Genomic DNA, 25,009 nt, shown 5'->3' on the forward strand with positions numbered 1-25,009 from the left:
TTATTATATTAATTTCTTTTATTTTTATCAATAATATAATGTTTTCAATCGATATATCTAAACGAAAAATAAATTAAATTGAGTATATTATTTGCAAAATTTCTGACAACCTAGTATTATACAAATATACCAACAACAACCCTTTTTATTTTTTCATTTTACTCGTCAGAGTAAAACTCCTTTTCCCATCTTCATTATGAAGGTGGGATTTTTATTTGAATTTTATATGTGTCTTATTACTATATTTATGGATATTAGAGTGAGTTTTCATTTTCGTAAAAAAAATGTTTTTTCATTATCTTTGAAAAATATTTGCGAAAAGTCGTTTTAGTTGAAATTTATATAAAAAAATAGTATGATAATTTCATACCAACAACAACCCTTTTTATTTTTTCATTTTACTCGATAGAGTAAAACTCCTTTTCCCATCTTCATTAGAAGGTGGGATTTTTTTGTATTCAGCTTATTTTCAATTCTTAAGGTTTTAAAGGAAGCAAAGCACTTATACTGTTCATCATCAAACCACGATATTTTTCCTGATTTAGGAGAGAGTGATTGGAACAAAGTGTGGAGACTATTTTTTTCTCGCCGTTTATTTGGATGTAGTGAGTGGAGCAAAACTGATTTTTAGTTTGCTCCACTCCTTTTTTTACTTTTACAATTGTATTTCAAGGTTAAAAATTTTTTATGTTAGCTCAAGTTTAGCTGGCAAAGCCTTTTACATCAGTTGGAATAGAATACATAGAAAAAAATACAAGTTTGTAAAAGAAAACGCTTGTAAAATTTAAAATAATCGTTTATTATACATTTACAGGATATTTGTATATACAAGTTATAAGAGAGGAGCACGGAAAATGGGTAAGTTTCAAGAAGATGCGAAAAAACTGTTAGTTGATGTAGGAGGGAAAGAAAATATTGCTGCTGTTTCACATTGCGCAACTAGAATGCGTTTTGTATTAAATGATCCAAGTAAAGCAGATACCAAAGAGATAGAAAAAATTCCTTCTGTAAAAGGGACATTCACCAACGCGGGTCAATTTCAAGTTATCATTGGCAATGAAGTTCCACAATTTTATAATGAGTTTTCTGCTGTATCTGGTCTTGAAGGCGTTTCCAAAGAACAAGGGAAAGCTGCTGCAAAACAAAATTTAAATCCTGTGCAGCGAGCAATCTCAGTTTTAGCAGAAATTTTTACACCTTTGATTCCAGCTTTAGTTATTGGGGGATTGATTTTAGGTTTTCGGAATGTATTGGAAGGAATTCCGTTTGGTTTCTTAGATGGTCAAAAGATTGTTGAGGTTTCACAATTTTGGAGTGGAGTAAATTCATTTTTATGGCTGATCGGTGAAGCGATTTTCCAATTTTTACCAGTAGGTATTACGTGGAGTATTACTAAAAAAATGGGAACTACTCAAATTTTAGGGATTGTTTTAGGGATTACTTTAGTCTCACCGCAATTATTAAATGCTTATTCTGTCGCAAGTACACCTGCTGCTGATATTCAATTCTGGGATTTTGGTTTCGCTCAAGTTAATATGATTGGCTACCAAGCTCAGGTTATTCCTGCTATGTTGGCTGGATTTTTACTGGCGTATTTGGAGATCTTTTTCAGAAAAGTAATTCCACAAGCAGTTTCAATGATTTTTGTTCCGTTATTTGCTTTAGTACCAACAGTTTTAGCAGCTCATGTTATTTTAGGGCCAATTGGCTGGGCGGTCGGAAGTTGGATTTCAGATATTGTAAATGCTGGCTTGACTTCTTCTGTAAACTGGTTGTTTGGAGCGGTATTTGGTTTCTTATATGCACCATTGGTAATTACGGGGCTGCATCATATGACTAATGCAATTGATCTTCAATTAATTGCCGATTTCCAATCAACTAACTTATGGCCGATGATTGCGTTATCGAATATTGCTCAAGGTTCTGCAGTATTGGCAGTAGTATTCATGCATAGAGGAAACAAAGAGGAAGAACAAGTGTCAATTCCGGCGATGATCTCATGTTATTTAGGTGTAACGGAGCCAGCGATGTTCGGGATTAACTTAAAATACGTTTATCCATTTGTGGCTGGAATGATTGGTTCGGCTTGTGCAGGTTTATTCTCAACACTATTTGATGTAAAAGCGATTAGTATTGGTGTTGGTGGTTTACCGGGGATTTTATCGATTGTTCCTAGTTACTATTTAGCTTTCTTCGGTGCCATGGTAATTGCTGTAGTGGTACCATTTATCTTGACTTACATTTTTAGAACAAAAGGTATTTTTAATAAACTTGATCCTGTTGATGAAGCGACCGGAAAATTGTTTGTAGAAGAAAATCTTTAAGAAATAATAATTAATGGACGTTGACAAAACCTTAACAGTTTTGTCAGCGTCTTTTTTCTACTAAAGTTGTATATGTTCGTTTTACTTTTTTTCTTCTTTCAGGTAGACTAAATAAGGTTTAACAAAAGGAGACGAACGAATGGATATTTATTTAAAAAGTGCGATTTTGCACATCATTGATCGCGAAACAGGGACACCTGTATTTTCAGAAAAAGAGTTGGATTTAACAACAGAATTTATTCGCGTATATTTAACCAGTAAAATTACTAAATTATCAACAGCACAGACAAAAACCGGGATTTTAGCAGAGGAAAGTGCATTTGTAGATAAAATGAGAGGGATACCAAATGATTTTGTCTCAAAAAGTCAACAACTTGCACAACATTGGTATGACGTTTATTCTGGCAGTGAAGATGCACCTAGTGCAGATGTTCTATTTATTTTGTATGAACTAGATACAGTAGTGCATTTAGCGATGATTAAACTAAATTATAAAGAAAGCTATACTCATTATGTCGATTATGAAGATGAAGCGGTCTATAATAAATTAATTATTAACCGAGCAATTTTACCGTCTAAATCACAAAAGCCAGATGAAGGAATGACTGTGAATCTGGACACACTAGCTTACGAATTATTGGAAAAAAGATACGAATTTTCAGGGGAGAAGGTTTGGTACTTTTCCGAAAAAGTGATTGAATCTGAACCAGCTCCATCAATTGAAGAAAACATGAAAGAAATCAAAAAAGCAGTCAAACGAATCGGTAAAAAATTCAATGAAGATGAGTTTGAATTAATCGCTTCTGTGAAGGAAGCTGTTTATGAAAGTATTGAAGAGACAGGAACCATTGATAACGAGCAAGTTGCTGAGCTAGTTTTTAAAGAGAATATTTCTGCACGAATGGCTTATCAAGAAGAAGTTAATGAATCAAAATTTGTTGATAAAACGCCGCCCGTTAGAGAAGCTAGAGAAATCTCTGAGAAAAAATTCGGTAAACAAAAATTAAAAATGAGTAATGGCATTGAATTAATCGTTCCAATTGAAGTGTATCGAAATGGAGATTTGATTGAGTTTGTAAACAATCCTGATGGAACAGTTTCAATAATGCTGAAGAATATTGAAAAAATAAGTAATCAATTATAAAAAAAGAGGCTGAGACAAAAAGCGTTTAGCTCCGAGAAATAAGAAGGAATTCACGAAAATTGCCAAGAATCACCATGAGCTTTCGAATGGATGATGACTGGTACCTACTCGGTGTTCTTCAAATTTTTGTGAATTTCGGCTTATTTCCGAAGGAGCTGCTTTTTTCTCGCCGTTTATTCGGATTTAAGGTGTGGAGCAAAACTTGCTTTTAGTTTTGTCTCGCACTCTTTTTTGTTATTTTGTTATTTGATCTAACGCTTTTTTAGGGACTTTGTTTTCAGGTATTTCTTCCCAACTAAGGACGCCTTTTCTAGTATTAACTTTTAACTTCAAATAAGCATTAATTCGTAACGGCTGATCTCTGACTTCTCTTAGCTTTTGAACAGTTTTTTCTCCTTTTGTGTCGAAAGCTGTTTGTGTGTAGTTATACTCTGTATATTTTTCACCAGTGTTGAAGTTTCCTGTTTTGACTTCACCAGGTGTTGTTATTTGAGTATAATAATCTTTTCCACCAAAGTAATAATTGTAGCCAAACCATACGCCAGCGGTTAAGAGGGCAAATGGAATGACGAATGATAGTATTTTTTTCATAATAGTCACCTCATAAATAGTATGCCTTTTTTTAATTTAAGATGCCATTGAATTGTCTTAAAATGAAGTGACAATTTTGTTAGTAAACGTGTAAAATTCACATTTTTATCAAGGTATAGTTACACTTTTTTTAGATTCTCATGCTACAATAAATAAAAGATTAGGAGGAATGAAAAAATGATGCCTTTATATGGAATTTTTGACCCAACCTTTATTTTAGTTATTATAGGTTTAGTGATTTCGATGGCTGCTTCTGCTTATGTGAACAGTACGTTTAAAAAGTATGATAAGGTTCAAAGTAAGAATGGAGTAACAGGTACAAAAGCTGCTCAGTATATTTTACAAGAGGAACATATTAATAATGTAGGAGTTCAGCAAATTTCAGGAAATTTAACCGATAATTATAATTCAGGAAATAAGATATTAAGCTTATCAGAAGCTACGGCACAGTCAACTTCTGTTGCAGCAATTGGTGTTGCAGCCCATGAATGTGGTCATGCTGTACAAGATCATACAGGCTACAGCCCTTTAAAAATTCGTGCGGCAATTGTACCTGTAGCTAATTTTGGCTCGGCACTTTCGTTTCCGATTATTTTAGTGGGTGTCCTATTTAGTTGGAACCAAACATTAATTAATATCGGAATTTTTGCCTTTTCACTAGCTTTACTTTTTCAATTAGTTACCTTACCAGTGGAATTTAATGCATCACGCAGAGCGTTAAAAATTTTGTCAGACGGAAATATTTTAACTGCAGAAGAAGTACCAATGGCTAGAAAAGTCTTGTTCGCTGCAGCTTTAACTTATGTAGCAGCAGCCTTAGCAACGTTTTTACAATTACTTCGTTTGATTATCTTGTTTGGCGGAAACAATCGAAGGAACTAATTAGCAGATTTAAGTTTTGTTTTATTACCTCAATTTTTAAGAATGTGTTATCATTAAAACAAATAGTAATAGGGAGCTGATAACAATGAAAACATCAACAAAAATTAGTATTGGTCTAAGTATTGCAGCAGTGGCTGGCGTTTCAGTGGCAGTGATTGCTTCAGAAAAGATTGTTAAAAAAGTTTATCATGTAACCAACCGCTGTAAAGCGAAAAAATTTGTTAACGATAAATTTGGCGGTAACGAAAAATTACTTAGCATTGTAGATGATTTATCAGATGATGAATTAGATTCAATGTTGAATGTGTTAGATAAAGTTAAAGATGGTAGAAAGAAAATCACTGCTTATGGTGAATCTTTGAAAGACAATACTGAAAATTTAAAAGATCGTTTCTTTAGTTTTATTGAAGAAATGATGTAAGTCATTAAAAGCAAGTAAAAATAGCAACTGAGTAACTTATTGTTAGTTACTTGGTTGCTATTTTTTATTTTGTAATTAATAAGTAGCAAAAAACTAAATCATCCATTTGTTTTAAGGACAAACCAGTTTGTTCATAAAATTTCTCTAAACGGTAGTGGAGCGTATTTCTGTGCATATATAGATCCTTAGCAGCGGAGCTAATATTTCCTTGATTATGCCAAAGAGAAAGAATGATCTGCTGAACTTCTGGTGTTAAAACAAATTGTTTTTTTAAAGCTTGGACGATTGCACTTTGATTCATTGCGTTTTTCGTAAAATAATGTAGAGCAACTGTGCTAAGTGAAAAGGTAGAATTACCGCGGAGTGTTTCTCGTTCATCTTTAAAAATTCGTTGTTCTTCTTCAAATAATTTTGGAAATCCACCACTGGCGACATAAAAATTCCCGATAAAAACAGTAGTAGAAGAGTCAAAATCGGCATCCAATGTTAAAAAGATACTTTTTAATTCTTCTAAGGAATAATTTTTCCCGGTATATTCTTCTATTAAAGCGCCATCATTTTCACTAATAAAAAAGAAATCGGTTAAATCAGGGAAAATGTCTCTCATGCTTTTTTCCCATTCAAGTTGTAAAAATTCTTTTGGTTTTTTTATCTGAAACTGAAGAACACGGAAGTTTCCTTCTATATCAAGCGGGATCTGATTAAAAAGATAAGCATGCCAAGGATGTTTTTGGTAATTCACAACCCATTCGTTAGAGGGAAACAGTTTTTCTAATAACCTAATTTCTGTTTCATTCAATAAATCTTTATTAATGATAAAATATTTTCCATCAACTGGTAAAGACAAATCGCTCATATTTGATTTTTCTGTCTGGATTTTTCCAGTTGGATATAAGTCAACTAATTCTTCAATAGTCATAGACACACCTCACTAGTTTATTGTACCATGAATAGGAGAGAACGTTTAATTATTACTAATCGAGTGAAAGGCGGAAATTTTTTTGAAGGAAAAATCAACTTCGCTAACAATAGAAGAAAAAGAACTATTTATGCAAGAAGCCATCAAAGAAGCGAAGAAAGCTGAGAGTTTACAAGAAGTACCAATTGGAGCAATTGTTGTGTTAGATGGAAAAATTATTGGTAGAGGCCATAATCTTAGAGAAGAAAGTCAAGATGCAACAGCTCATGCTGAAATGTTTGCTATTAAACAGGCTTGTGAAGTGCTTGAAAATTGGCGCTTGGAGCAGGCACAATTATTTGTTACGCTTGAACCTTGTCCAATGTGTAGTGGTGCAATGATTCTTTCACGTGTAGCTGAAGTGTACTATGGCGCAAAAGATCCAAAAGGCGGTACAGCAGGGACGTTAATGAATTTATTAGAAGATGAACGTTTTAATCATATTGCCTATGTAGAATCAGGGGTTTTAGAAGAAGAATGCGGTTCGTTACTAACCAATTTTTTTAAACAGTTACGTGATAAAAAGAAACTTTTAAAAAATCAACAGAAAGACTAGCCAAAGTTCAAAAAATGCGGTATACTAAATCTTGCCGAAAGGCTAGGACAATGGTGGGCTTATGAAGCGTGTCAGATCCGGAAGGAAGCAGCACTAAGTAAGTGCCGCCATGTGTCTGATTGAATAGACGATAGTTCAAGGCTGAGAAGCCTTTTTTATTTTGTCCAAAACTAAAAGTAGTCAAAAAAAAAAGAATGTATTTTTACTGTACATGTAGTAACTAATTTTGATTTGTCTGGATACAGTTTTTCATCCGTAATAAAAAAAGCAGCTTTCTAGCTGCTTTTTTAGATAGATTAAAAACTACGACCGCCGCCGCCAAAGGTTCCACCGCCAGTTGAGTGTGTGCTACTTCCACCGCCACCACCAGATCTTCCACCTCCAGAATTGTTGTTTCTAGGAATTCGGCGAGTGGTAATAAATGAATTAATTAAAACATCATTTTTTCGTTGTAAATTAAGTGAAGATTTTTCTCTAAACGGATACTTATAAGTTCCAAATTTTAATTGATATTTAGAAATATTAATAATTAAAAATAAACCACTCAAGATAATAGCTGCAACGAAAGCAATAACGATTTCAGTTGTAGTTAATGTTTTGTAACGTGTAATTTTACCTGTTTCAGTATCAACGCGATAATGTCCACCAGGAACACCTTGGTCAAAATAGTAACTAGTATTTTCTAAAAAGCTTTGAGCTGCTTCGAAGTAATTTCCAGCTATCATGCTCGGTTCAATTTCATCTAAAGTCTGGTCAATCCGTTTGTCGTTTAAATAATCGATCATATTTCCAGAAGTAGAAATAATAAATTTTCGTTGACTCATATCAATGTAAAAAGTAATACCGTTTTGGTCTTTTCCAATACGATCAAGCATATAGTAATCAGCAAATCTTGTGGAATCCATTTCATTGTCGTTATTAGTCACGATAAAAACTCGAGCTTTTGTCTTGTCTTCGATTGGTTTAATCAGCTCTTTTAATTGAACTACCTGCTCTGGGGTAAATAGTGAAGCCTGATCGTCAACTGAATCTTCTGCAGCTTCAACACTCATTGAAAAACTAAATAGTAGAAAAATGACAGCAAAAAAACGAAACAGAACATTTCTCATATAAACCAGCCTCCAATCAGAAAAATTGCTAGAATAGCAGCAAAGATACCGAAAGTAAATAAGCCTAAACGTTTGTAACTAATGGGTAAAATACCGCTAACTTTACCAGTTTGTCCATTCATAGCATAATAATAAACTTTTTTTGATTTTTCGTGGCTTCGATAGGTAACGAGCCAAACTGGTAAGAGCATGTATTGATTATCTTCATTTTCTATCGTGATATCAGTTCGTACTTTAGTTAAGCTGGTATAGCCGGAAGCAGTATCTCTTAGCAATGATTCAGAGTAATCTGTTAACTCACTTTTAACAGTTTTATTAATTGTTTCATACTCAATATCACGTTTTTCTGCTTGGAACCCTGCTAAATATTGGCTTTTAAAGGAAACAGCTTTATCTAATAGAAAGGGCTGAACAGCTTCTACCATTTTTTGCTGAGTATTTTTGGAAAGTGCATTTTTGATTAATTCCTTAAATGAAATTTTCCCTTGACGTTCTACATCAAATTGTTTTGTTTCGGTGTATTCAATGTCACCAACCCGCCAAACCCGGATTGCTGTGCCTCTTGCATTCAGCTGACCTTCGAGTTCAGCATCTACAACCCAGTAGGGGAAATAAACGCCAGTCATTTTATCGATTTGCTGTTTGTTAAAAAAGTCTTTTGGAATAAACCATTTTTTCTTAGTCCAAGCTAAAAATTTTTCAACAGCTTCTTCTTTTTCAATAGCAAAAGGCAAAACTTTTTCGGGTAAAAATTTACCGCTAAGTCGACCTGACAAGACAACAGGATTATGACAATAATAACAATAAGTGGCAGCAGTTGTAGCTTCAGTAACGATTTGAGCACCGCAGCTAGGGCAATTAAATAATTCCATTGCGCCTTCCAATGTATCTTCTGCAGCTTCATCAGTACCAGTTGCTTCTTTAAACGTGGCTTTTTCTTCAGAAGACATTTCATTTTCTTGCGATTCAGCAGTGTATGTTAATATTTCCTCAGCTGTATTATTGAGATCATCTTCTAAATGCGCTTCTCGTTGAGACATTTCATAGGCAGTGACTTCATCTTCTGTGAATACGCTTAAACAATATTCACAATGAAACTTTTGATCTTTGGGATCGAACATTAATGGGCCGCTGCAGTTTGGGCATTTATGCGTAAATGTATCTGCCATAATTGATCCTTTCTTTGGTAAATTGATTGATAAATTAGAAAAAAGAGCAGGACACGGTTGCCCAGCCCTTTTTATTTTGTTCGGCTAATTTTTATAAAGGAACTCCTTGAAATGGTTTGCCGCAGTGTGGGCAGAATTTTGGAATACCATTTGATAAATCTACAATTTCGCTACATTCGCTACATTTCATTTCAAGTTTAGGTGCACTGTTTGTTGGTTTTGGTGTACCGCAATTAGAACAGAATTTACCATTATTTTCTGTGCCGCATTGAGGACAAGTCCAAGTATTAGTCGCGCCTTGAGCATTTTGTTGGTTCTGTTTTTCCTGCATTTGTTGTTGATTGGTTTGAGATGCTTGAGCAAAATAATTACCACTGGTGTTCATACCCATGCCAACGCCCATGAAACCATTCATTGCACCGCCTTCATTACTTCCAGCAGCTTCCATTCCGCGTGCCATCGCACCTTGTACGTAACCTTCACGCACACCTGGATCACTAAGCATTGCACCTTGATTGCGCATGTTAATTAATTTAGTTGAATCGTCAGTGTAAGAAATGCTGGCAACTGCAACAGAAACAATTTCCATTCCGCGTAAAGCGCGCCAGTCATCGTCTAAGGCTTGTCCCATATATTTGCTCAACTCAAGACTTTTAGAGGGTACATAAGAAATACGTTCACCGTCTGCAGACATTTTATTAATTGCAGACTGAAGTGCAGTTAAAAATTCTGCTAAATACTGTTCGTTAATGTCATTGATGTCAACTTGTTCTTTATTACGTGGAATTGCATTGGTAAAGAATAGTAGCGGATCAGTGATTTTTATTGAGTAATTGCCATGAGCTCGTAAAAAAAGTTCAGCGTTATAAAAGTTGTCGAAGTAATTAATAGGTGAAGATGTGCCAAACTTGATCCCTTTAATCTCTTGTAAATTAATATAAAAAACTTGTTGTTTTTGCGGAGTAACGCCACCAAATTTAAAACGGTCAAAAGTTTCTGAAATAGCTGCTTTTAAAGAACCATTAAAAGCGGAAGGTGCTGAATCATTTTTAACCGTGTAATAGCCTTCTTCAGCCGTGTAGTCAATGATTTTTCCGCCATCGACTAAAATCATCATCATATTAGGATAAACATGAATCACAGATCCGTCACTTAAAACATCTTCTGTTCCTTTACGATTTGATCCTCTTTTATCATCTTTCCGTACGAAGACACCTTTTGTCATAACAGTTGTGTCGCCCATATTTGCAGGTTCAATGACTTCAATCCACTGATCGGCTAATCCACCGCCTAGTGCACTTGTTGCTGCTTTGATAATTCCCATGCGAGGTTCCTCCTATAAAGTTGTAGTACAAATAGTATACCATAAGGAGCTCAAAGAAAAATACCATTAGAAGTAAATTAAGAAAGAAGAATTGAGTTGGAAAAATTAGATTTTTACTAAAAAATGAAAATAGTAACAAACAAAATGTTCGATAGGGTATAATAAATAAAAATACATAGAAATCACAGTTGGGAGATTGAGAAATGGAAAGAAAAGATCGAAAAAAATCAAAAAAACCATTAATTTTAACCATTGGTGGAATTGTTATTGTTGCAGGTTTAGCTGGCGGTTATTTTGCCTATGGACAGTGGCAATCAGCGCAAGAACTAAAAGAAGCTGAAAAGACAGCTAAGACATTTTTAACTCATCTTTCAAAACAAGAATTTGATCAATTTACTGCCTTGTTAAGTGAAGCATCATTAAAACAAAATGACTTCGATGAAACACAAGTCGTTGAAAAATATCAAGCTATATTTTCGGGGATTGATGCTCAAGGAATTAAAAGTTCAGATGTTAAAGTAAAAAAAGCAGAAGAAAACGAGTACACATTTAGCTATAAACTTGAAATGACAACTCCTTTAGGGAATTTGAAAGACTTATCGTATGAAACCATCATTCAAAAAGAGGGAGATCATTTTGTCGTTAAATGGTCACCAAGTTTAATTTTCCCTGAAATGTCAGGGCAAGATAAGGTATCTGTTTCAGTTGATTCAGCACTCAGAGGAGAGATTGTCGATCGTAATGGAGAAGGATTAGCTGTTAATCAGGCTTTTGATCAAGTAGGAATTGTTCCGGGAAAACTAGGTGAAGGGCAAACAAAAACAGACAATATTAAAGCTTTCAGTGACCAGTTTAGGGTTTCTGTAGAAGATATTGAACAATTATTAAAGCAAAGCTGGGTAACGCCAGAATCCTTTGTACCAGTGACGATCTCATATGATCCCGTGACGACTTTACCACAAGGTGCTGCAGCGCAAGATGCAACGATTCGTTATTATCCACTGAAAGAAGCAGCCGCGCAACTCGTTGGTTATGTGGGGAAAATAACAGCTGAAGATATTGAAAAAGATCCTAGCTTAAGTAGTTCAGGCGTAATCGGTAAAGTCGGATTAGAACAGGCTTACGATAAACAATTACGCGGACAAGATGGCGGCAGTATCTCTATTACCGATGAAAATGGCACTAAAAAATCAGATTTACAAACTGTGGAGAAAAAAGATGGTGAAAAAATCCAATTAACGATTGATAAAAATGTTCAATCACAAGCGTATGCTATTTTTAATAGTCGTCCTGGTAGTGCAGTTATTATGAATCCGCAACAAGGAGATTTATTAGCTACAGCCAGTTCACCATCCTTTGATCCAAATAAAATGGCAAATGGTATTTCACAAACAGATTATGATGCCTATGCAAATAATGAAAACTTGCCATTCACAGCACGCTTTGCAACAGGTTATGCACCAGGTTCAACCTTTAAAACCATTACTGGTGCTATTGGATTAGATGCAGGTACACTAAAACCAGATGAAGAAATTGCAATTGATGGCTTAAAATGGCAGAAAGATGCTTCTTGGGGTGATTATTTTGTCACACGTGTAAAAGAAGCCAGTCCGGTTAATTTACGCACAGCTCTAGTCAACTCCGATAATATTTATTTTGCAGAACAAACATTGCGCATGGGAGAAGAAACGTTTAGAAAAGGTTTGGATAAATTTATCTTCGGGGAAAAATTAGATCTATCTATCCCGATGAATCCAGCGCAAATCTCAAACGAAGATAGTTTTAATTCAGAAATTTTGTTAGCTGATACAGGATATGGTCAGGGTCAATTATTAATTTCACCAATTCAGCAAGCAACAATGTATACTGTTTTCCAAAATGAAGGTAAACTTGTTTATCCTAAAATCGAGATGGATAAAGAAACGAAAACAAAAGAAAATGTGGTCAGTTCCAATGCAGCGAATACGATTGTAACAGATTTACTTGGCAGTGTAGAAGACGAGACAGGTTACGTACACAATATGTATAATCCAGACTTTTCATTAGCAGCTAAAACGGGGACTGCAGAAATTAAAGATAAACAAGATACCGTTGGGAAAGAAAATAGTTTCTTATTAGCCATGGATCGCAGTAATAACCAATTTATGGCAATGATTATGGTGGAAGATTCCAGAAAGAATGATACAGCCACAGACATTAGTAAACCGTTAATTGAATATTTAGAAGCAAACAATAAATAATTACGAAAGACAGAGGTCGATGTGAGCTTCTGTCTTTCTAAGTTAGCCGATTACTTTTTACGAAGACTGAAAAATATGCTACAATAAACCGACTAACAGGAAGAAAGAAAGGGATTTGTGTGCGAATTTTAGCGATAGATACCTCTAACCAGACATTATCAATTGCAGTCTGTGAAGATAATAAAATAATAGGACAACATACAACTACGGTAAAAAGAAACCATAGTTTAACCTTAATGCCCGCTGTGACACAGTTAATTAAAGAAGTTGGGTTAACGCCTAAAGAAATTGATCGGTTTGTCGTAGCTGAAGGCCCAGGTTCTTATACGGGCTTAAGAATTGGTGTGACAACAGCCAAAACACTAGCTTATACGCTAAAAAAAGAGCTGGTTGGTGTTTCAAGTTTGAAAACTTTAGCGGCAAATTGTGTCAAGATTAATAATCCAATTATTCCGATTTTTGATGCTAGAAGAAACAATGTTTATACAGGTGCTTACCAATTTATTGATGGGAAATTAACCACAGTTATTGAGGATTGCCATATTGCTATGGAAACTTGGCTGATTCAATTAAAAGAGTTAGAAACTGTCTATTTTGTTGGCGAAGATGTTGAAAAATTTCGATCGCAAATCGAGGCGATTTTACCAGATGCAAAGATCAACGAAATTCCGCAATGGCAAATCCCAAATGGCTCAGTACTGGCTGAACTAGGTCGATTATCGGAGCCTGTAACGGATGCTCACCAATTTTTACCTAATTACTTAAAGCGTGTAGAAGCAGAAGAAAATTGGTTAAAAGAACATACTGAGGTAGAAAATTATGTTGAAAAAATTTAATCTGTTCCATAGTATTTTAGGTATTTTCTTTAAAAATCGACCTTATGATGAACAAACAGTCACAATTTCAGCAGAAGAATATGTCGTCCGTGCAATTGTTCTTGATGATATCAAGGATTTACTTTCAATTGAAAGAGAAGTTTATGCAGGGGAGTTGCCGTGGACTAAAACTGCTTTTTTAGTAGAACTCCAGTCATCTGATCCACATTTGTATCTACTCATAAAAAAAGAAGAACAAATTATCGGATTTATTGGGTGTCGGCTTTTTGGAAAAGATGCGCATATTACGAATGTTGCTGTTTTAACGAGCTATCAAGGTAAAGGTATCGGCAGCTTTTTGATTAGGGAGATTCAGCAGTTTGCAGAGAATAACAATTGCGAAACAATTTCCTTAGAAGTTCGTCTTAGTAATAAAAATGCTCAACGTGTCTATCGACAACTCGGGTTTGTTTCAAATACGATAAAACCGGAGTATTATGCAGAAGATAACGAAGATGCGCTAGAAATGATTTTATATTTAAAAGAAGTGTGAAGCGATGTATTATTCAAAAGAAGATTTAATTGAAGAAGATTTAGCTGAAATAGTCTGGCAGTTGAGTTCAGCTGCATATAGTCATGGTTCACCTTGGTCTAAAGAACAATTTCAGGTAGATATCGAACAAGATACCAGTCGTTATCTAGTGATGTTAAAAAATAAGCAGTTGCTTGGTTTTATCAGCTATCATCTGGTTTTAGATGAAGCGGAATTTACTCATGTAGTTACTCATTACGAATATCAACAACAAGGATTGGGGAGTCAATTATTAGATCAAGTAATCCAAGAATTAAGTCAAAAAGGGGTAACTAAGGTATTTTTAGAAGTGCGTATAGCTAATTTAGGTGCGCGGCATTTGTACCGAAAAAAAGGATTTAAAGAAATCAATCTTCGGAAAAATTACTATCATCATCCTGTCGAAGATGGAATTGTGATGTGTTTAGAGATTAAGGAAGTGAGTCAATGACTTTTTTTACAAAAGAAAGAAAATTATTATTAGCCATTGAAAGCAGTTGTGATGAAACAAGTGTTGCTGTTGTAGAAGATGGCGATCAAATTTTAGCTAATATTGTAGCTTCGCAAGTCAATAGTCATCGACGATTTGGCGGTGTTGTACCAGAAGTTGCTAGTCGTCACCATGTTGAAGAAATTACTCTATGCATTGAGGATGCTTTAACTGAAGCAGCCGTAAAACCGGAAGAATTAAGTGGAGTAGCTGTAACGTATGGACCTGGATTAGTGGGTGCGCTATTAATCGGCCTTTCAGCTGCGAAAGCTTTTGCTTGGGCACATGATTTACCATTAATTCCTGTTAACCATATGGCTGGTCATATCTACGCGGCGAATTTTGTTGAACCGTTGGAATTTCCATTAATGGCTTTATTAGTTAGCGGAGGACATACGGAATTAGTTTATATGAAAGAAACGGGTTCGTTTGAAATTATTGGTGAAACAAGAGATGATGCAGCTGGTGAAGCCTACGATAAAGTAGGTAGAGTATTAGGCTTAGCCTATCCAAGCGGAAAAGAAATCGATGAGCTGGCACATCTTGGTGAGGACACGTATCATTTTCCAAGGGCGATGATTAAAGAAGCGAATTACGATTTTAGTTTTAGCGGGTTAAAAAGCTCGTTTATTAATACCGTCCATAATGCGCAACAACGTGAAGTAGACTTGTCAGTCAAAGATTTAGCTGCCAGTTTTCAAGCCAGTGTGATTGATGTATTAGTAGATAAAACAATTCGTGCCTGCAAAGAATATCCAGTAAAACAGTTAGTCGTTGCTGGTGGTGTGGCAGCAAATCAAGGATTGCGCGAGCGATTGAGCGAAACGGTTTCTGAAGAGCTTCCCAATGTAAAATTAATTGTTCCACCGCTTAAACTTTGTGGCGATAATGCTGCGATGATTGGTGCGGCAGCGTTTGTTGAAGCTGAAAAAGGTCATTTTGCTGACTATTATCTAAATGCCGATCCCAGCTTGTCGTTTATGACTATTTGAAATGAACATTAAAATTAATGGAAGACTAGGCAGAGTGAAAAAATTTTGCTATAATAAATCGAGTTTCATACTGATTCGTTGAAAAAGAGAGTATTTCATTTAGCATTAATATAGCGATTTCGGGTTGGTGGAAGCCGAAAGTAATGGGATGGAAGAAACGTACTTTTGAGAATCTGCTTAGGCAGACGGCAATCTACCGTTATTAGAGTGAAGTGGGTTCAATTAAATTGGACAAGTAGAGTGGTACCGCGGGAAAATCTCGTCTCTGGTGTTTTTAACACTAGAGATTTTTTGCATTTTTCTAAAGGTGACCGAATGTCTATAAAACAAAATAAATACATCATTATCATAAAATAAATACTAGGAGGAATTTCGTTCCATGAATAACAAAGAAATCGTAGCAAAAGCCATTTTTGATGTGGTAAAAGAGGATTTATCTTTAGAAACAGTTACACAATTACTGGAAAATCCTAAATCAGTTGATCACGGTGACGTCGCTTTTCCAGCTTTTTCATTAGCCAAAGTTTATCGCAAAGCACCCCAACAAATTGCGGCAGATTTAGCTGAAAAAATTGCTGGTGATGATTTTGAAAAAATTGAAGTTGTTGGTCCCTATTTAAATTTCTTTATGAACAAAGCGGCTGTCAGCCAAGCAGTAATTGGCCAAATCGCTAAAGAAAAAGGTCACTATGGTGATAGTACAATTGGCGGAAAAGGTCAAGTTCCTATTGATATGTCATCTCCAAATATTGCTAAACCAATCTCAATGGGACATCTGCGTTCTACAGTAATCGGCAATTCAATTGCTTACATTTTAGAAAAAATCGGCTATGAACCTGTTCGGATTAACCACTTGGGAGATTGGGGTACACAGTTCGGTAAGTTAATTGTTGGTTATAAAAAGTGGGGTTCAGAAGAAGCGGTTAAATCAGCACCAATCGCGGAACTATTACGTTTATATGTTCAATTCCATGAAGAAGCAGAGACTCAACCAGAATTGGAAGACGAAGCACGTGCTTGGTTTAAAAAACTGGAAGAAGGCGACGAAGAAGCTACTCAATTGTGGCAATGGTTTCGTACTGAGTCATTAAAGGAATTCGATAAAATTTATTCAATGCTGGAAGTATCTTTTGATTCATATAACGGTGAGGCATTCTACAATGATAAAATGGATGAAATCGTGACAATGTTAGAAGAAAAACATTTGTTAACAGAAAATCAAGGAGCTGAAATCGTTGATTTAACAGCTTACGATTTAAATCCAGCGTTAATCAAAAAATCAGATGGGGCAACACTCTATATTACTCGTGACTTAGCTGCAGCGGTATACCGCAAACGCACATATGACTTTGCTAAATCATTGTATGTTGTAGGTAATGAACAAAGTAATCACTTTAAGCAATTAAAAGCAGTCTTAAAAGAGCTTGGTTTTGATTGGTCTGATGATATGCACCACATCCCATTTGGATTAATCACACAAGGCGGGAAAAAATTATCTACTCGTAAAGGGAAAATTGTTCTTTTAGAAGAAGTATTAAACGAAGCGGTTGAGTTAGCTAATAAGCAAATTATGGAAAAAAATCCTGACTTGCCAAATCGTGAAGAAGTAGCCAAACAAGTTGGGATTGGCTCAGTTATTTTCCATGATTTGAAAAATGATCGTTTGAATAACTTTGATTTTGTTTTAGAAGAAGTTGTGCGTTTTGAAGGTGAAACTGGACCTTACGTTCAATACACTCATGCTCGTGCAATGAGTATCTTGAGAAAAGCAGAATTTACAATTGACGAAACCAAAGATTATGCATTAAATGACAAAGAAAGCTGGGAAGTTATCAAATTATTGCAAAAGTTTCCGGAAATCGTTATGCAAGCTGCGGATAAATACGAACCATCTGTAATCGCTAAACATGCAATCCAAGTGGCCCAAGCGTTTAATAAATACTATGCCCATGTGAAAATTTTAGCTGATGATGAACAAAAGGAATCACGTTTGGCTTTAGTGTTTGCCATGGCTACAATTATTAAAGAAGATTTACGTCTTTTAGGACTACATGCGCCAGAAGAAATGTAAGTAAGATTTCAATAAGTTAACTAGAATTTTTAAGTAGAAAGAAAAAGGCAAGCAAGTTAAATGCTCGTCTTTTTCTTTTTTTAATGAAAAATAATAAAATAATGATAGATAAATAAATATTTTTGTTTATTTTGCATATAAATCACATACGTTTTTTATATAAGGTTCTTATCTATAGTAATATGTTTCATGTAGGCTTATACTCTAAATTATTGATATATTTGGAGGAATTAAAAATGGAAAAAAATTATGGAAAAAAAATAATTTATGGAATAATGACGCTCTTGATTTTTATTCAGTATTTTATTCCAATTATTAGTATTGCTGAAACATTTAATAAAAAAGAAGCTGAATCGCTTCAACTCAACAATGTAGAAGTAAAAAACCTAGACTCTGAAGAAGCAACAATCGAGATCAAAGGACAAGTTGTGAATAATGGAACACAAATGATAGAGAAAGAGCTAAGTTTTTCTAATGCTATCTCACTTGCCGATCAATCTGAATTAAAAGCAGATGGATCAGCTGATATTAATTATTTAATTAATGAAAATAAAATATATTTAAAAATTACGGCTGGAAGTACTGGTGATTTTTTGATTAAAGTACCAATTGATCAAAAACAATTAAGGTCGCTTCAAAATATTTCAGTTTTAAATGGCAATCAAACTGTGACAACTGAAATAACCACAAAGACTAACACATCATCAAATCCAGAGCAAGAACAAGCTGCCAGCTCGTCGACAACTGAGTCTTCAAAAACAGCAGATAATAATACAGTTATACCTAAAGCAGATACTCCTTCTGACATTCGAACTTATTTTCCAAACAATACAGGAACGATTATCGACAATGCAAGTGTTGTCTATAAAGATAAAGCAGGGAATATTTTAACAGCGCCAATTCCAGCAGATGCTGACGTTACGGTTCATTATGATTGGTCAATTCCTGAAGAAATTCGTAGTCAAATAAAAGCTGGAGACTATTTTACATTTAACCTTCCTAACGAAGTGAAAATAAATGGCCCTCAAAGTGGTTCATTAAAAGGACCGGATGGTGAAGTGTATGCAACGTATACATTGGATGAAAATGGTAAGGTAACAATTACTTTTAACGAGAATGTAACAACTGAGATCGATATTAAAGGCGATTTCAATTTTAATACAGTTTTTGATACTGAACATATCGATGGACCCGGAGATCACCAAATTACCTTTCCGACTGAAGATAATGTTCCTCCAATTGATGTGGTAGTAAAACCATCAACAAGTACATCAATAGCAAAAGATGGACACTTTGACCGCACACCTAATCCAACATCTGTTGAATGGACTGTAGACTTTAATCAAGGCATGAATGAATTGTCTAATCCTGAAATTACGGAACATTGGCCAGCCGGTATTGACTACAAATCTGTAAAAGTCTATAAACTCGTGATGAATTTAGATGGAACAATCAAAGAAGTTGCTGAAGAATTAGATCCTAGCCAATATACCGTAGATGCTAATGGAAATGTAAAAATTTTAGGCGATACTTCTGATGCTTATCGAATTGTTTACCAAACAGATATTAATGAAAGTGTCATTCCAGATGACGGTGGAAACATTTCGTTCACTAACCGTGCCACATTGTCTGATGATAACGATGTAGATGGAATTGATGCGAAAGACACTGTAACGAGTGAGTATGGAAAAATGGTTGAAAAAAACCGCAGCAATTATGATCCGAATGCACAAGAATTTTCTTGGGAAATTAAGTACAATTATGGCGAAAAAACAATCGAACAAGATCAAGCAGTTATTACGGATACCTTGAGCAGCAATATGGATTTAGTAGCTGACTCTGTGCATATTTATAATGTAACATTTGGACCTAATGGTGAAGAAATCAAAGGAGCAGAACTTTCAACGCCCGGAGACTACACTTTGGAACCTAACCCGAATGGTTCAGGATTCGTAGTTAAATTTACTCATGATATTGATAGTGCCTACAAAATTGAATACAAATCAAAAGTAAATACAATTATTACTGACCCGACAGCAGTAAACAATTCGGTTGACGTGGGAACAGGTGAGCATGGAGAAGGAAGCGGGAATGCTAATCAGCAAAATGTAATCAAAAATTTAACTACAGTGGACTATGAAAACAATAGTGTTAATTGGAAAGTTCAAGTCAATAATAATCACTACTATATGAAAGATCTGGAGATTGAGGATACTTTTCAACCGGTTCCGGGGCTAACTTTAGCTAAAAATCCTGATGGGAATAGTCTGTTAACCATAAAATCATCAAACGGAACAACTTTAGTTTATGGGCAAGATTATACAATTGAAGAGCATTTTGATGCTGCGAGTCAGGAGACAGGTTTTACAATTAAATTTTTGGCTCCGACCTATAATCCAACAACAGATTCTTTTGTAATTGAGTATACGACTAATTTTGATAGTGAATTGATTGATCCTAGAGATCCAGATTTAGATCATTTTACAAATGATGTATTTGCGCAGTGGAAAGATCAAAACGGAGATGACCATCATTCAGATGACGGAGATAATTTTACCCCAGATCCAGATTACTCTTTAAATGCTAAAAAAGGTGGATTATATAATGCTCAAACAAAATTAATCACTTGGACCAGTACGGTTAATCTAAGTGGTCATTTGTTAACTGATGCGTACTTTAAAGATACGATCAAAGATAATCAAAAATATGTTTCAGACTCACTAAAAATTTATGAAGGAAGAACACAACCTGATGGTACTGTCCAAAAAATAGATGATGTTCCCGACAATGACAGAATGATTTCTGTTCAAGAACCAAGCGTAGAGAATGGTCAGTTAATGGATATTCGTTTTCCGAATGAGAGTCAATATACCTATGTCATTGAGTTTCAAACTTCGTTAGTAGGTGAAGTAATTGACGATTCGCAGTCTTATGAAAATGTCGCTGAATATTCCAATAATGGACTTGAGCGAGATGTCATTGGTGAAGTTACAGTAAAAAATGGCGGCTCGCATTTACAAAAAAATGGTAAGCTAGATCCGAATGATCCCTCGTATGTTATTTGGAATTTAACGATTAATCCAGCTCAATCAACGTTATCAAACGTTGTTGTTCATGACTATCCTTCTGATAACCAGATTGCTGATAAAGAATCAATAAAACTTTATGAAACAACAGTTAACGAGCTGGGTGATGTGACACCAGATAAAACCAGACCTTTTATTGAGGGAACAGATTATTCTGTTGAAATGACAACAGACAATGTTACAGGGGATCAAGTGATAACCGTTACATTCCTGCACGAAATATCAAAAGCCTATTATATGGAGTATCGTTCCTTGGTTAATTCCAGTGCAGCAGGTAGTACGGATACAGTTTCAAACAAAGCAGATATTACAGGTGATGGGACTAAGACAATAACAGATGACAGCGGTCATGATATTACCGTTCCGGTCGATCATACAGGTGGAAATGCCTCGGGTAAAAAGGGCAGTATTACGTTCCAAAAAACGAAAGAAGATCAAAGTACTTTTCTAACGGGTGCTCATTTTCAATTGTGGAATACTACGATGACGCAAGTTTTGCGTGAAGGTGATGTTGATGCTTCTGGAAAAATCCAATTTGGTAACCTGCAATTAGGTGAGTATTTACTTTTTGAAACAAGTGCGCCAAATGGCTATACTATTCCTGATAATTTAATTTACGGTTTGCGAATTAAGATTACGGCCGAAACATCTGACGTCAATGCAGCTCCAATGAAAATTGTGAACACCCCTAATAAAGTAATTTTAACTAAAACTGGAGAATCAGGGGAAAAACTAGCAGGTGCTGAATTCAAACTAGAGCGCCAGGACGCTTCTTTATGGTTACCGATTAGTGTCGGGAATTTAGTAACAGACAGCCAAGGAAAACTAACTATTGATAGTTTATTACCTGGTCATTACCGTATAAATGAAACCAAAGCACCTACTGGTTATCTTTTAAATACAACACCGATTGAATTTGATGTGTTAAAAAATGCCAATAACCAAATTCCAACAGTTAATTTAGCGATGGTTGATTATCAAGGCTCAGCAGAGCTACAGAAAAATGATGAAGAAGGCAATTCATTAATTGGAGCTGTTTTCAAAGTTGTCGATCAAAACGGAAATATAGTGCAAGACAATTTGACTTCTGATCTGTCAGGAAAAGTTAATGTTACTGGTTTGGCTCCGGGAAACTATAAATTTGTTGAAACTAAAGCACCAAATGGTTATATCTTAAATACTGAAGAATATTCATTTTCGATTATTAATTCAGATACTGGAAAACCTGAAACCATTGAAGTTGGTACAGCTATTAATTACCAAGGTATTGCGCAACTAGTTAAAACAGATAAAAGCGGCACGGTTTTAGCAGGAGCTGAATTCAAAGTTGTTGACAGTAATAATAACACGATTAAAGATCAGTTGGTTTCGGACGGATCAGGTGTTGTTTCAATTGAGGGGCTTGCGCCGGGAAATTATAAGTTCATTGAAACCAAAGCGCCGGATGGTTACCTTTTAAACACGCAACCAGTTTCTTTCACTATTAGTGCTTCGGCCAATGGTAAGCCAACAGTTATTCAAGCTGGGAGTCTGAAAAATTTTAAAGGATCGTTTGAAATCAAGAAAGTTGATACTACTGTAAAGCCATTAGCTGGCGCTGTATTTTCACTATTTGATGAAAATCACCAACCACTAAATCAATCAGTAACAACGGATAAAAACGGTCTTGCTTTATTTGAAAACTTAAGTCCCGGGACTTATTATGTGGAGGAAACAAAAGCACCTGAACTTCCGGATGGTTCAGATTACGTTATTAACCAGTATCAAATCAAAGTTGTCATTCCTGAATCAGCGCAAGAAGAACCACAAGTGATTAATTTAGGAGACTTCCAAAACTTCAAAGGAAAAGCTGTGATTACGAAAGAAGGAAATGGCAGAGAAATTGCTGGTGCTGTTTTTGACTTATTCTTGTTTGACAAAGTAACTGGAACAGAAAGAAAAATAGCTGAGGTTACTTCTGCAAATGATGGGAATATACCAATTGATAACTTAGGTGCCGGCTCTTATAAATTAGTTGAAACAAAACCTGCACCAGGATTTATTATCAATACCCAGCCGATTTATTTTGTTGTTGATCCTAATCTTATTGATCAACCAGAAGATGAATTGAAATTTGAAAATTACCAAGTGTCCGTTCAAGCTAAAAAAATTGATGGTGATGGACTGGGGAACAATCTAGAAAGTAACGATCAACAAGCACTTGCTGGTTCTGAATTTCAAATATTTAAACAGAATGAAGATGGCAGTCGAGGAGAAAAAGCGACGTTTTATGATAAAGATGGCAATCAAACAGATACTTTAATTTCGGATAAAGATGGCGGGGTTTTGGCTACTGGGTTAGAAAGTGGCAGTTATTTGCTAGTGGAAACAAAAGCGAACTCGGGTTACGTTTTAAATAAACGAGAAATACCTTTTGAAGTAACACCAGAGTTAGGTGAACCACAACCAATTAATCTTGAAACATTTTCAAACTATCGAGGAAAAATGGATATTACTAAAACTAGTGAAACCGATCAGAAATTAACTGGCGGCACATTCATTTTGACCAAAAATAAAGATACAAAAGTACCTGTGACTGTGTTGGATAAAAATGGTGAAGAAACTGAAGAACTACACGCAGACGGTGGTCATATAACTGCTCAAGGGATTGAACCTGGAGTATATTATCTAATCGAAACCGCAGCACCGTCAGGCTACATTTTAAATACTAATCCAATTGAAGTAACCATTACGGCAGAATCAACAGAAAAAGCTGGACTAACTGTTAATGGTAACTTGATTAATTATCAAGGAAGTGCAGTGTTGACTAAAGTTGGAGAATCGGACGATCCGTTAGCGGGTGCTGAATTTAAAGTAGTTGATAAAAATGGTAAAGATGTTCAAACGCAACTAATTTCAGATGATAAAGGAAAAGTGATAGCTGACCATTTGGCTCCAGGTACCTATTATTTTGTTGAAACGAAAGCACCAAACGGGTATCAATTAAGCGATCAAAAAGCAGAATTTGAAATTCCAGAAGAAGCTAATGGAAAACCAGCAGTTGTTGCTGTAGGAAGCTATCAAAACAAAGTAATACCAAATGATCCTAATAACCAAACAAAAGGAAATTACCCGAAAATGAATGAAATAACAAGCAATGTTATTAGTTGGTTGGGTGTTTTATTTGTTAGTGTTGCCGGGGTGAACTATTATTTGAGTAGAAAAAAGAAACGTAATTAAAAAGCTTAATTATCTTTAAATAGAAAACACATCAGCTTTTGTAGTGACTCCCAAAAGCTGGCGTGTTTTTATTTATCCCAAGATTGCTGCATTTGATCTAAAATATCAATAACATCTTTTGTAAAGAACAACGAACGGTTGGGTAAAGTCCCTTCAATTGTTTTTACCATATTAGAAATTTCATAGTTCAATGCTTGTTGACTATCGCCGGAAACAATCGTCTCTGTAGTGCCGTCATTAAAATAGATTTTCGCTTCATCTGCACGAGGATATTCATTGATAACAATATAAGCATTTTCAAAAGCTACAATTCCTTGTTTTGGCATTTTTGCCTGAAAACTTAATGAAACGGTTGCTAGTTCATTTGCCTCGTTTTGTAAAATAGTTGCGGATTGTTCATCAACACCAGTTGAAAATGGCTGCATAACAGATGCCAGCACCTTAGGCTGAGAAGATAAGAACCAGCGTGCAAATGATACGGCATACGTTCCGATGTCTAAAAGTGCTCCGCCGGCTAATTCAGGATTGAAAAAACGATTTTTTGGATCAGGTTCTTTGTAACTGCCAAATGGAGCTTGAATCATTTTTAATTTTCCGAAACGCCCTGTATCAATTTGACTACGTAGTTCATGATATAAAGGCATATTAAAAATTGTCATGGCTTCCGCTAAAATTAAGTCTTTTTCTTCGGCCAATTTAATCGCGTCTGCCAGTTCTTTACTGTTCATGGTAATAGCTTTTTCACAGAGTACGTGTTTTCCTGCTTCTAGAGCTTTTAAAATATGTTGAATATGTTGTCGGTTAGGAACAGCAACATAAATGATATCAATTTCTTGATCGTCCAATAAAGCATCGAATGATCCATAAGCTTTAGGAATTTGATATTTTCGAGCAAATAATTCGGCCTTTTCTAAACTTCTGGATGCAACTGCTGCTAAATGGCTATTTTCTTGCTGAAAACTTTCTGCAAAGCTATTTGCAATGTCACCAAGACCGATGATGCCCCATTGATAATGTTTCATATATGATTCCTCCCTAGTAATAAAA

At 35.2% G+C, this 25,009-nt stretch carries 18 protein-coding genes, 1 other RNA gene and 1 other annotated feature; of the genes, 13 read left to right on the forward strand and 6 right to left on the reverse strand.

The window, feature by feature from the left end; genetic code table 11:
* Positions 1-854: 854 nt before the first annotated feature.
* Entirely contained in the window at positions 855-2,324 is a 1,470-nt protein-coding gene (gene treP, locus C240_RS05790; protein ID WP_271492136.1) for a PTS system trehalose-specific EIIBC component, read from the forward strand.
* A gap of 139 nt (positions 2,325-2,463) precedes the next feature.
* The gene (locus tag C240_RS05795) at positions 2,464-3,468 is read left to right on the forward strand and encodes a nucleoid-associated protein (RefSeq protein ID WP_271492138.1); all 1,005 of its coding nucleotides are present in this window, start codon (positions 2,464-2,466) and stop codon (positions 3,466-3,468) included.
* Between the two features lie 234 nt (positions 3,469-3,702).
* Here the strand turns inward: C240_RS05795 and C240_RS05800 are convergent, their stop codons facing one another.
* The gene (locus C240_RS05800; protein ID WP_271492141.1) at positions 3,703-4,059 is read right to left on the reverse strand and encodes a YxeA family protein; all 357 of its coding nucleotides are present in this window, start codon (positions 4,057-4,059) and stop codon (positions 3,703-3,705) included.
* A 177-nt stretch (positions 4,060-4,236) separates the two neighbouring features.
* On the opposite strand from C240_RS05800, the gene C240_RS05805 reads away from it, so the two are divergent.
* A complete protein-coding gene (locus tag C240_RS05805) occupies positions 4,237-4,941 on the forward strand; it encodes a zinc metallopeptidase (RefSeq protein WP_271492144.1) in 705 nt (234 codons plus the stop codon).
* Positions 4,942-5,026: 85 nt separating this feature from the next.
* Positions 5,027-5,362, forward strand: a complete 336-nt coding sequence (locus C240_RS05810; RefSeq protein ID WP_271492146.1) for a hypothetical protein — start codon at positions 5,027-5,029, stop codon at positions 5,360-5,362.
* A 64-nt stretch (positions 5,363-5,426) separates the two neighbouring features.
* Here the strand turns inward: C240_RS05810 and C240_RS05815 are convergent, their stop codons facing one another.
* Complete coding sequence (locus C240_RS05815) at positions 5,427-6,281, reverse strand: helix-turn-helix domain-containing protein (RefSeq protein WP_271492149.1); 855 nt, start codon at positions 6,279-6,281, stop codon at positions 5,427-5,429.
* 82 nt (positions 6,282-6,363) lie between these two features.
* On the opposite strand from C240_RS05815, the gene tadA reads away from it, so the two are divergent.
* Both tadA and ffs read left to right on the forward strand, forming a co-directional pair.
* A complete protein-coding gene (tadA, locus tag C240_RS05820; RefSeq protein WP_271492152.1) occupies positions 6,364-6,876 on the forward strand; it encodes a tRNA adenosine(34) deaminase TadA in 513 nt (170 codons plus the stop codon).
* 39 nt (positions 6,877-6,915) lie between these two features.
* An RNA gene (gene ffs, locus C240_RS05825) (signal recognition particle sRNA small type) lies at positions 6,916-7,002 on the forward strand.
* 170 nt (positions 7,003-7,172) lie between these two features.
* Here ffs and C240_RS05830 read toward each other — a convergent pair.
* The 3 genes from C240_RS05830 to C240_RS05840 all read right to left on the reverse strand — a co-directional run bounded on the left by C240_RS05830 (position 7,173) and on the right by C240_RS05840 (position 10,478).
* Complete coding sequence (locus tag C240_RS05830) at positions 7,173-7,985, reverse strand: TPM domain-containing protein (RefSeq protein WP_271492155.1); 813 nt, start codon at positions 7,983-7,985, stop codon at positions 7,173-7,175.
* The gene (locus C240_RS05835) at positions 7,982-9,154 is read right to left on the reverse strand and encodes a TFIIB-type zinc ribbon-containing protein (protein ID WP_271492158.1); all 1,173 of its coding nucleotides are present in this window, start codon (positions 9,152-9,154) and stop codon (positions 7,982-7,984) included. The genes C240_RS05830 and C240_RS05835 overlap by 4 nt, the downstream gene beginning before the upstream one ends.
* 91 nt (positions 9,155-9,245) lie before the next feature.
* Positions 9,246-10,478: an SPFH domain-containing protein gene (locus C240_RS05840; protein WP_271492161.1), complete on the reverse strand. Its 1,233-nt coding sequence runs from the start codon at positions 10,476-10,478 to the stop codon at positions 9,246-9,248.
* Between the two features lie 203 nt (positions 10,479-10,681).
* Here C240_RS05840 and pbp4 point away from each other — a divergent pair, with 203 nt between their 5' ends.
* The 7 genes from pbp4 (at position 10,682) to C240_RS05875 (ending at position 23,962) form a co-directional block, all read left to right on the forward strand.
* Positions 10,682-12,718: a penicillin-binding protein PBP4(5) gene (gene pbp4 / locus C240_RS05845; RefSeq protein WP_271492164.1), complete on the forward strand. Its 2,037-nt coding sequence runs from the start codon at positions 10,682-10,684 to the stop codon at positions 12,716-12,718.
* A 119-nt stretch (positions 12,719-12,837) separates the two neighbouring features.
* Positions 12,838-13,554 (forward strand): tRNA (adenosine(37)-N6)-threonylcarbamoyltransferase complex dimerization subunit type 1 TsaB, encoded by a 717-nt coding sequence (tsaB, locus tag C240_RS05850; RefSeq protein ID WP_271492167.1) that lies wholly within the window; start codon positions 12,838-12,840, stop codon positions 13,552-13,554.
* Positions 13,538-14,086 (forward strand): ribosomal protein S18-alanine N-acetyltransferase, encoded by a 549-nt coding sequence (gene rimI, locus C240_RS05855; protein WP_271492170.1) that lies wholly within the window; start codon positions 13,538-13,540, stop codon positions 14,084-14,086. Before tsaB ends, rimI (C240_RS05855) begins: the two co-directional genes overlap by 17 nt.
* A gap of 4 nt (positions 14,087-14,090) precedes the next feature.
* Complete coding sequence (gene rimI / locus C240_RS05860) at positions 14,091-14,555, forward strand: ribosomal protein S18-alanine N-acetyltransferase (RefSeq protein ID WP_271492173.1); 465 nt, start codon at positions 14,091-14,093, stop codon at positions 14,553-14,555.
* A complete protein-coding gene (gene tsaD, locus C240_RS05865; RefSeq protein ID WP_271492176.1) occupies positions 14,552-15,586 on the forward strand; it encodes a tRNA (adenosine(37)-N6)-threonylcarbamoyltransferase complex transferase subunit TsaD in 1,035 nt (344 codons plus the stop codon). The genes rimI (C240_RS05860) and tsaD overlap by 4 nt, the downstream gene beginning before the upstream one ends.
* Before the next feature lie 69 nt (positions 15,587-15,655).
* Positions 15,656-15,856: a binding site (T-box leader), on the forward strand.
* A gap of 109 nt (positions 15,857-15,965) precedes the next feature.
* Positions 15,966-17,657, forward strand: a complete 1,692-nt coding sequence (gene argS / locus C240_RS05870; RefSeq protein WP_271492179.1) for an arginine--tRNA ligase — start codon at positions 15,966-15,968, stop codon at positions 17,655-17,657.
* A 236-nt stretch (positions 17,658-17,893) separates the two neighbouring features.
* Positions 17,894-23,962, forward strand: coding sequence for a SpaA isopeptide-forming pilin-related protein (locus C240_RS05875; protein ID WP_271492182.1), 6,069 nt, complete (start codon positions 17,894-17,896; stop codon positions 23,960-23,962).
* A 68-nt stretch (positions 23,963-24,030) separates the two neighbouring features.
* Here the strand turns inward: C240_RS05875 and C240_RS05880 are convergent, their stop codons facing one another.
* Positions 24,031-24,984: a Gfo/Idh/MocA family protein gene (locus C240_RS05880; RefSeq protein WP_271492185.1), complete on the reverse strand. Its 954-nt coding sequence runs from the start codon at positions 24,982-24,984 to the stop codon at positions 24,031-24,033.
* Between the last annotated feature and the right edge of the window lie 25 nt (positions 24,985-25,009).

Origin of the sequence: Enterococcus sp. 5H, assembly GCF_028128615.1 — a bacterium.
Classification (GTDB): Bacteria; Bacillota; Bacilli; order Lactobacillales; family Enterococcaceae; genus Enterococcus_L.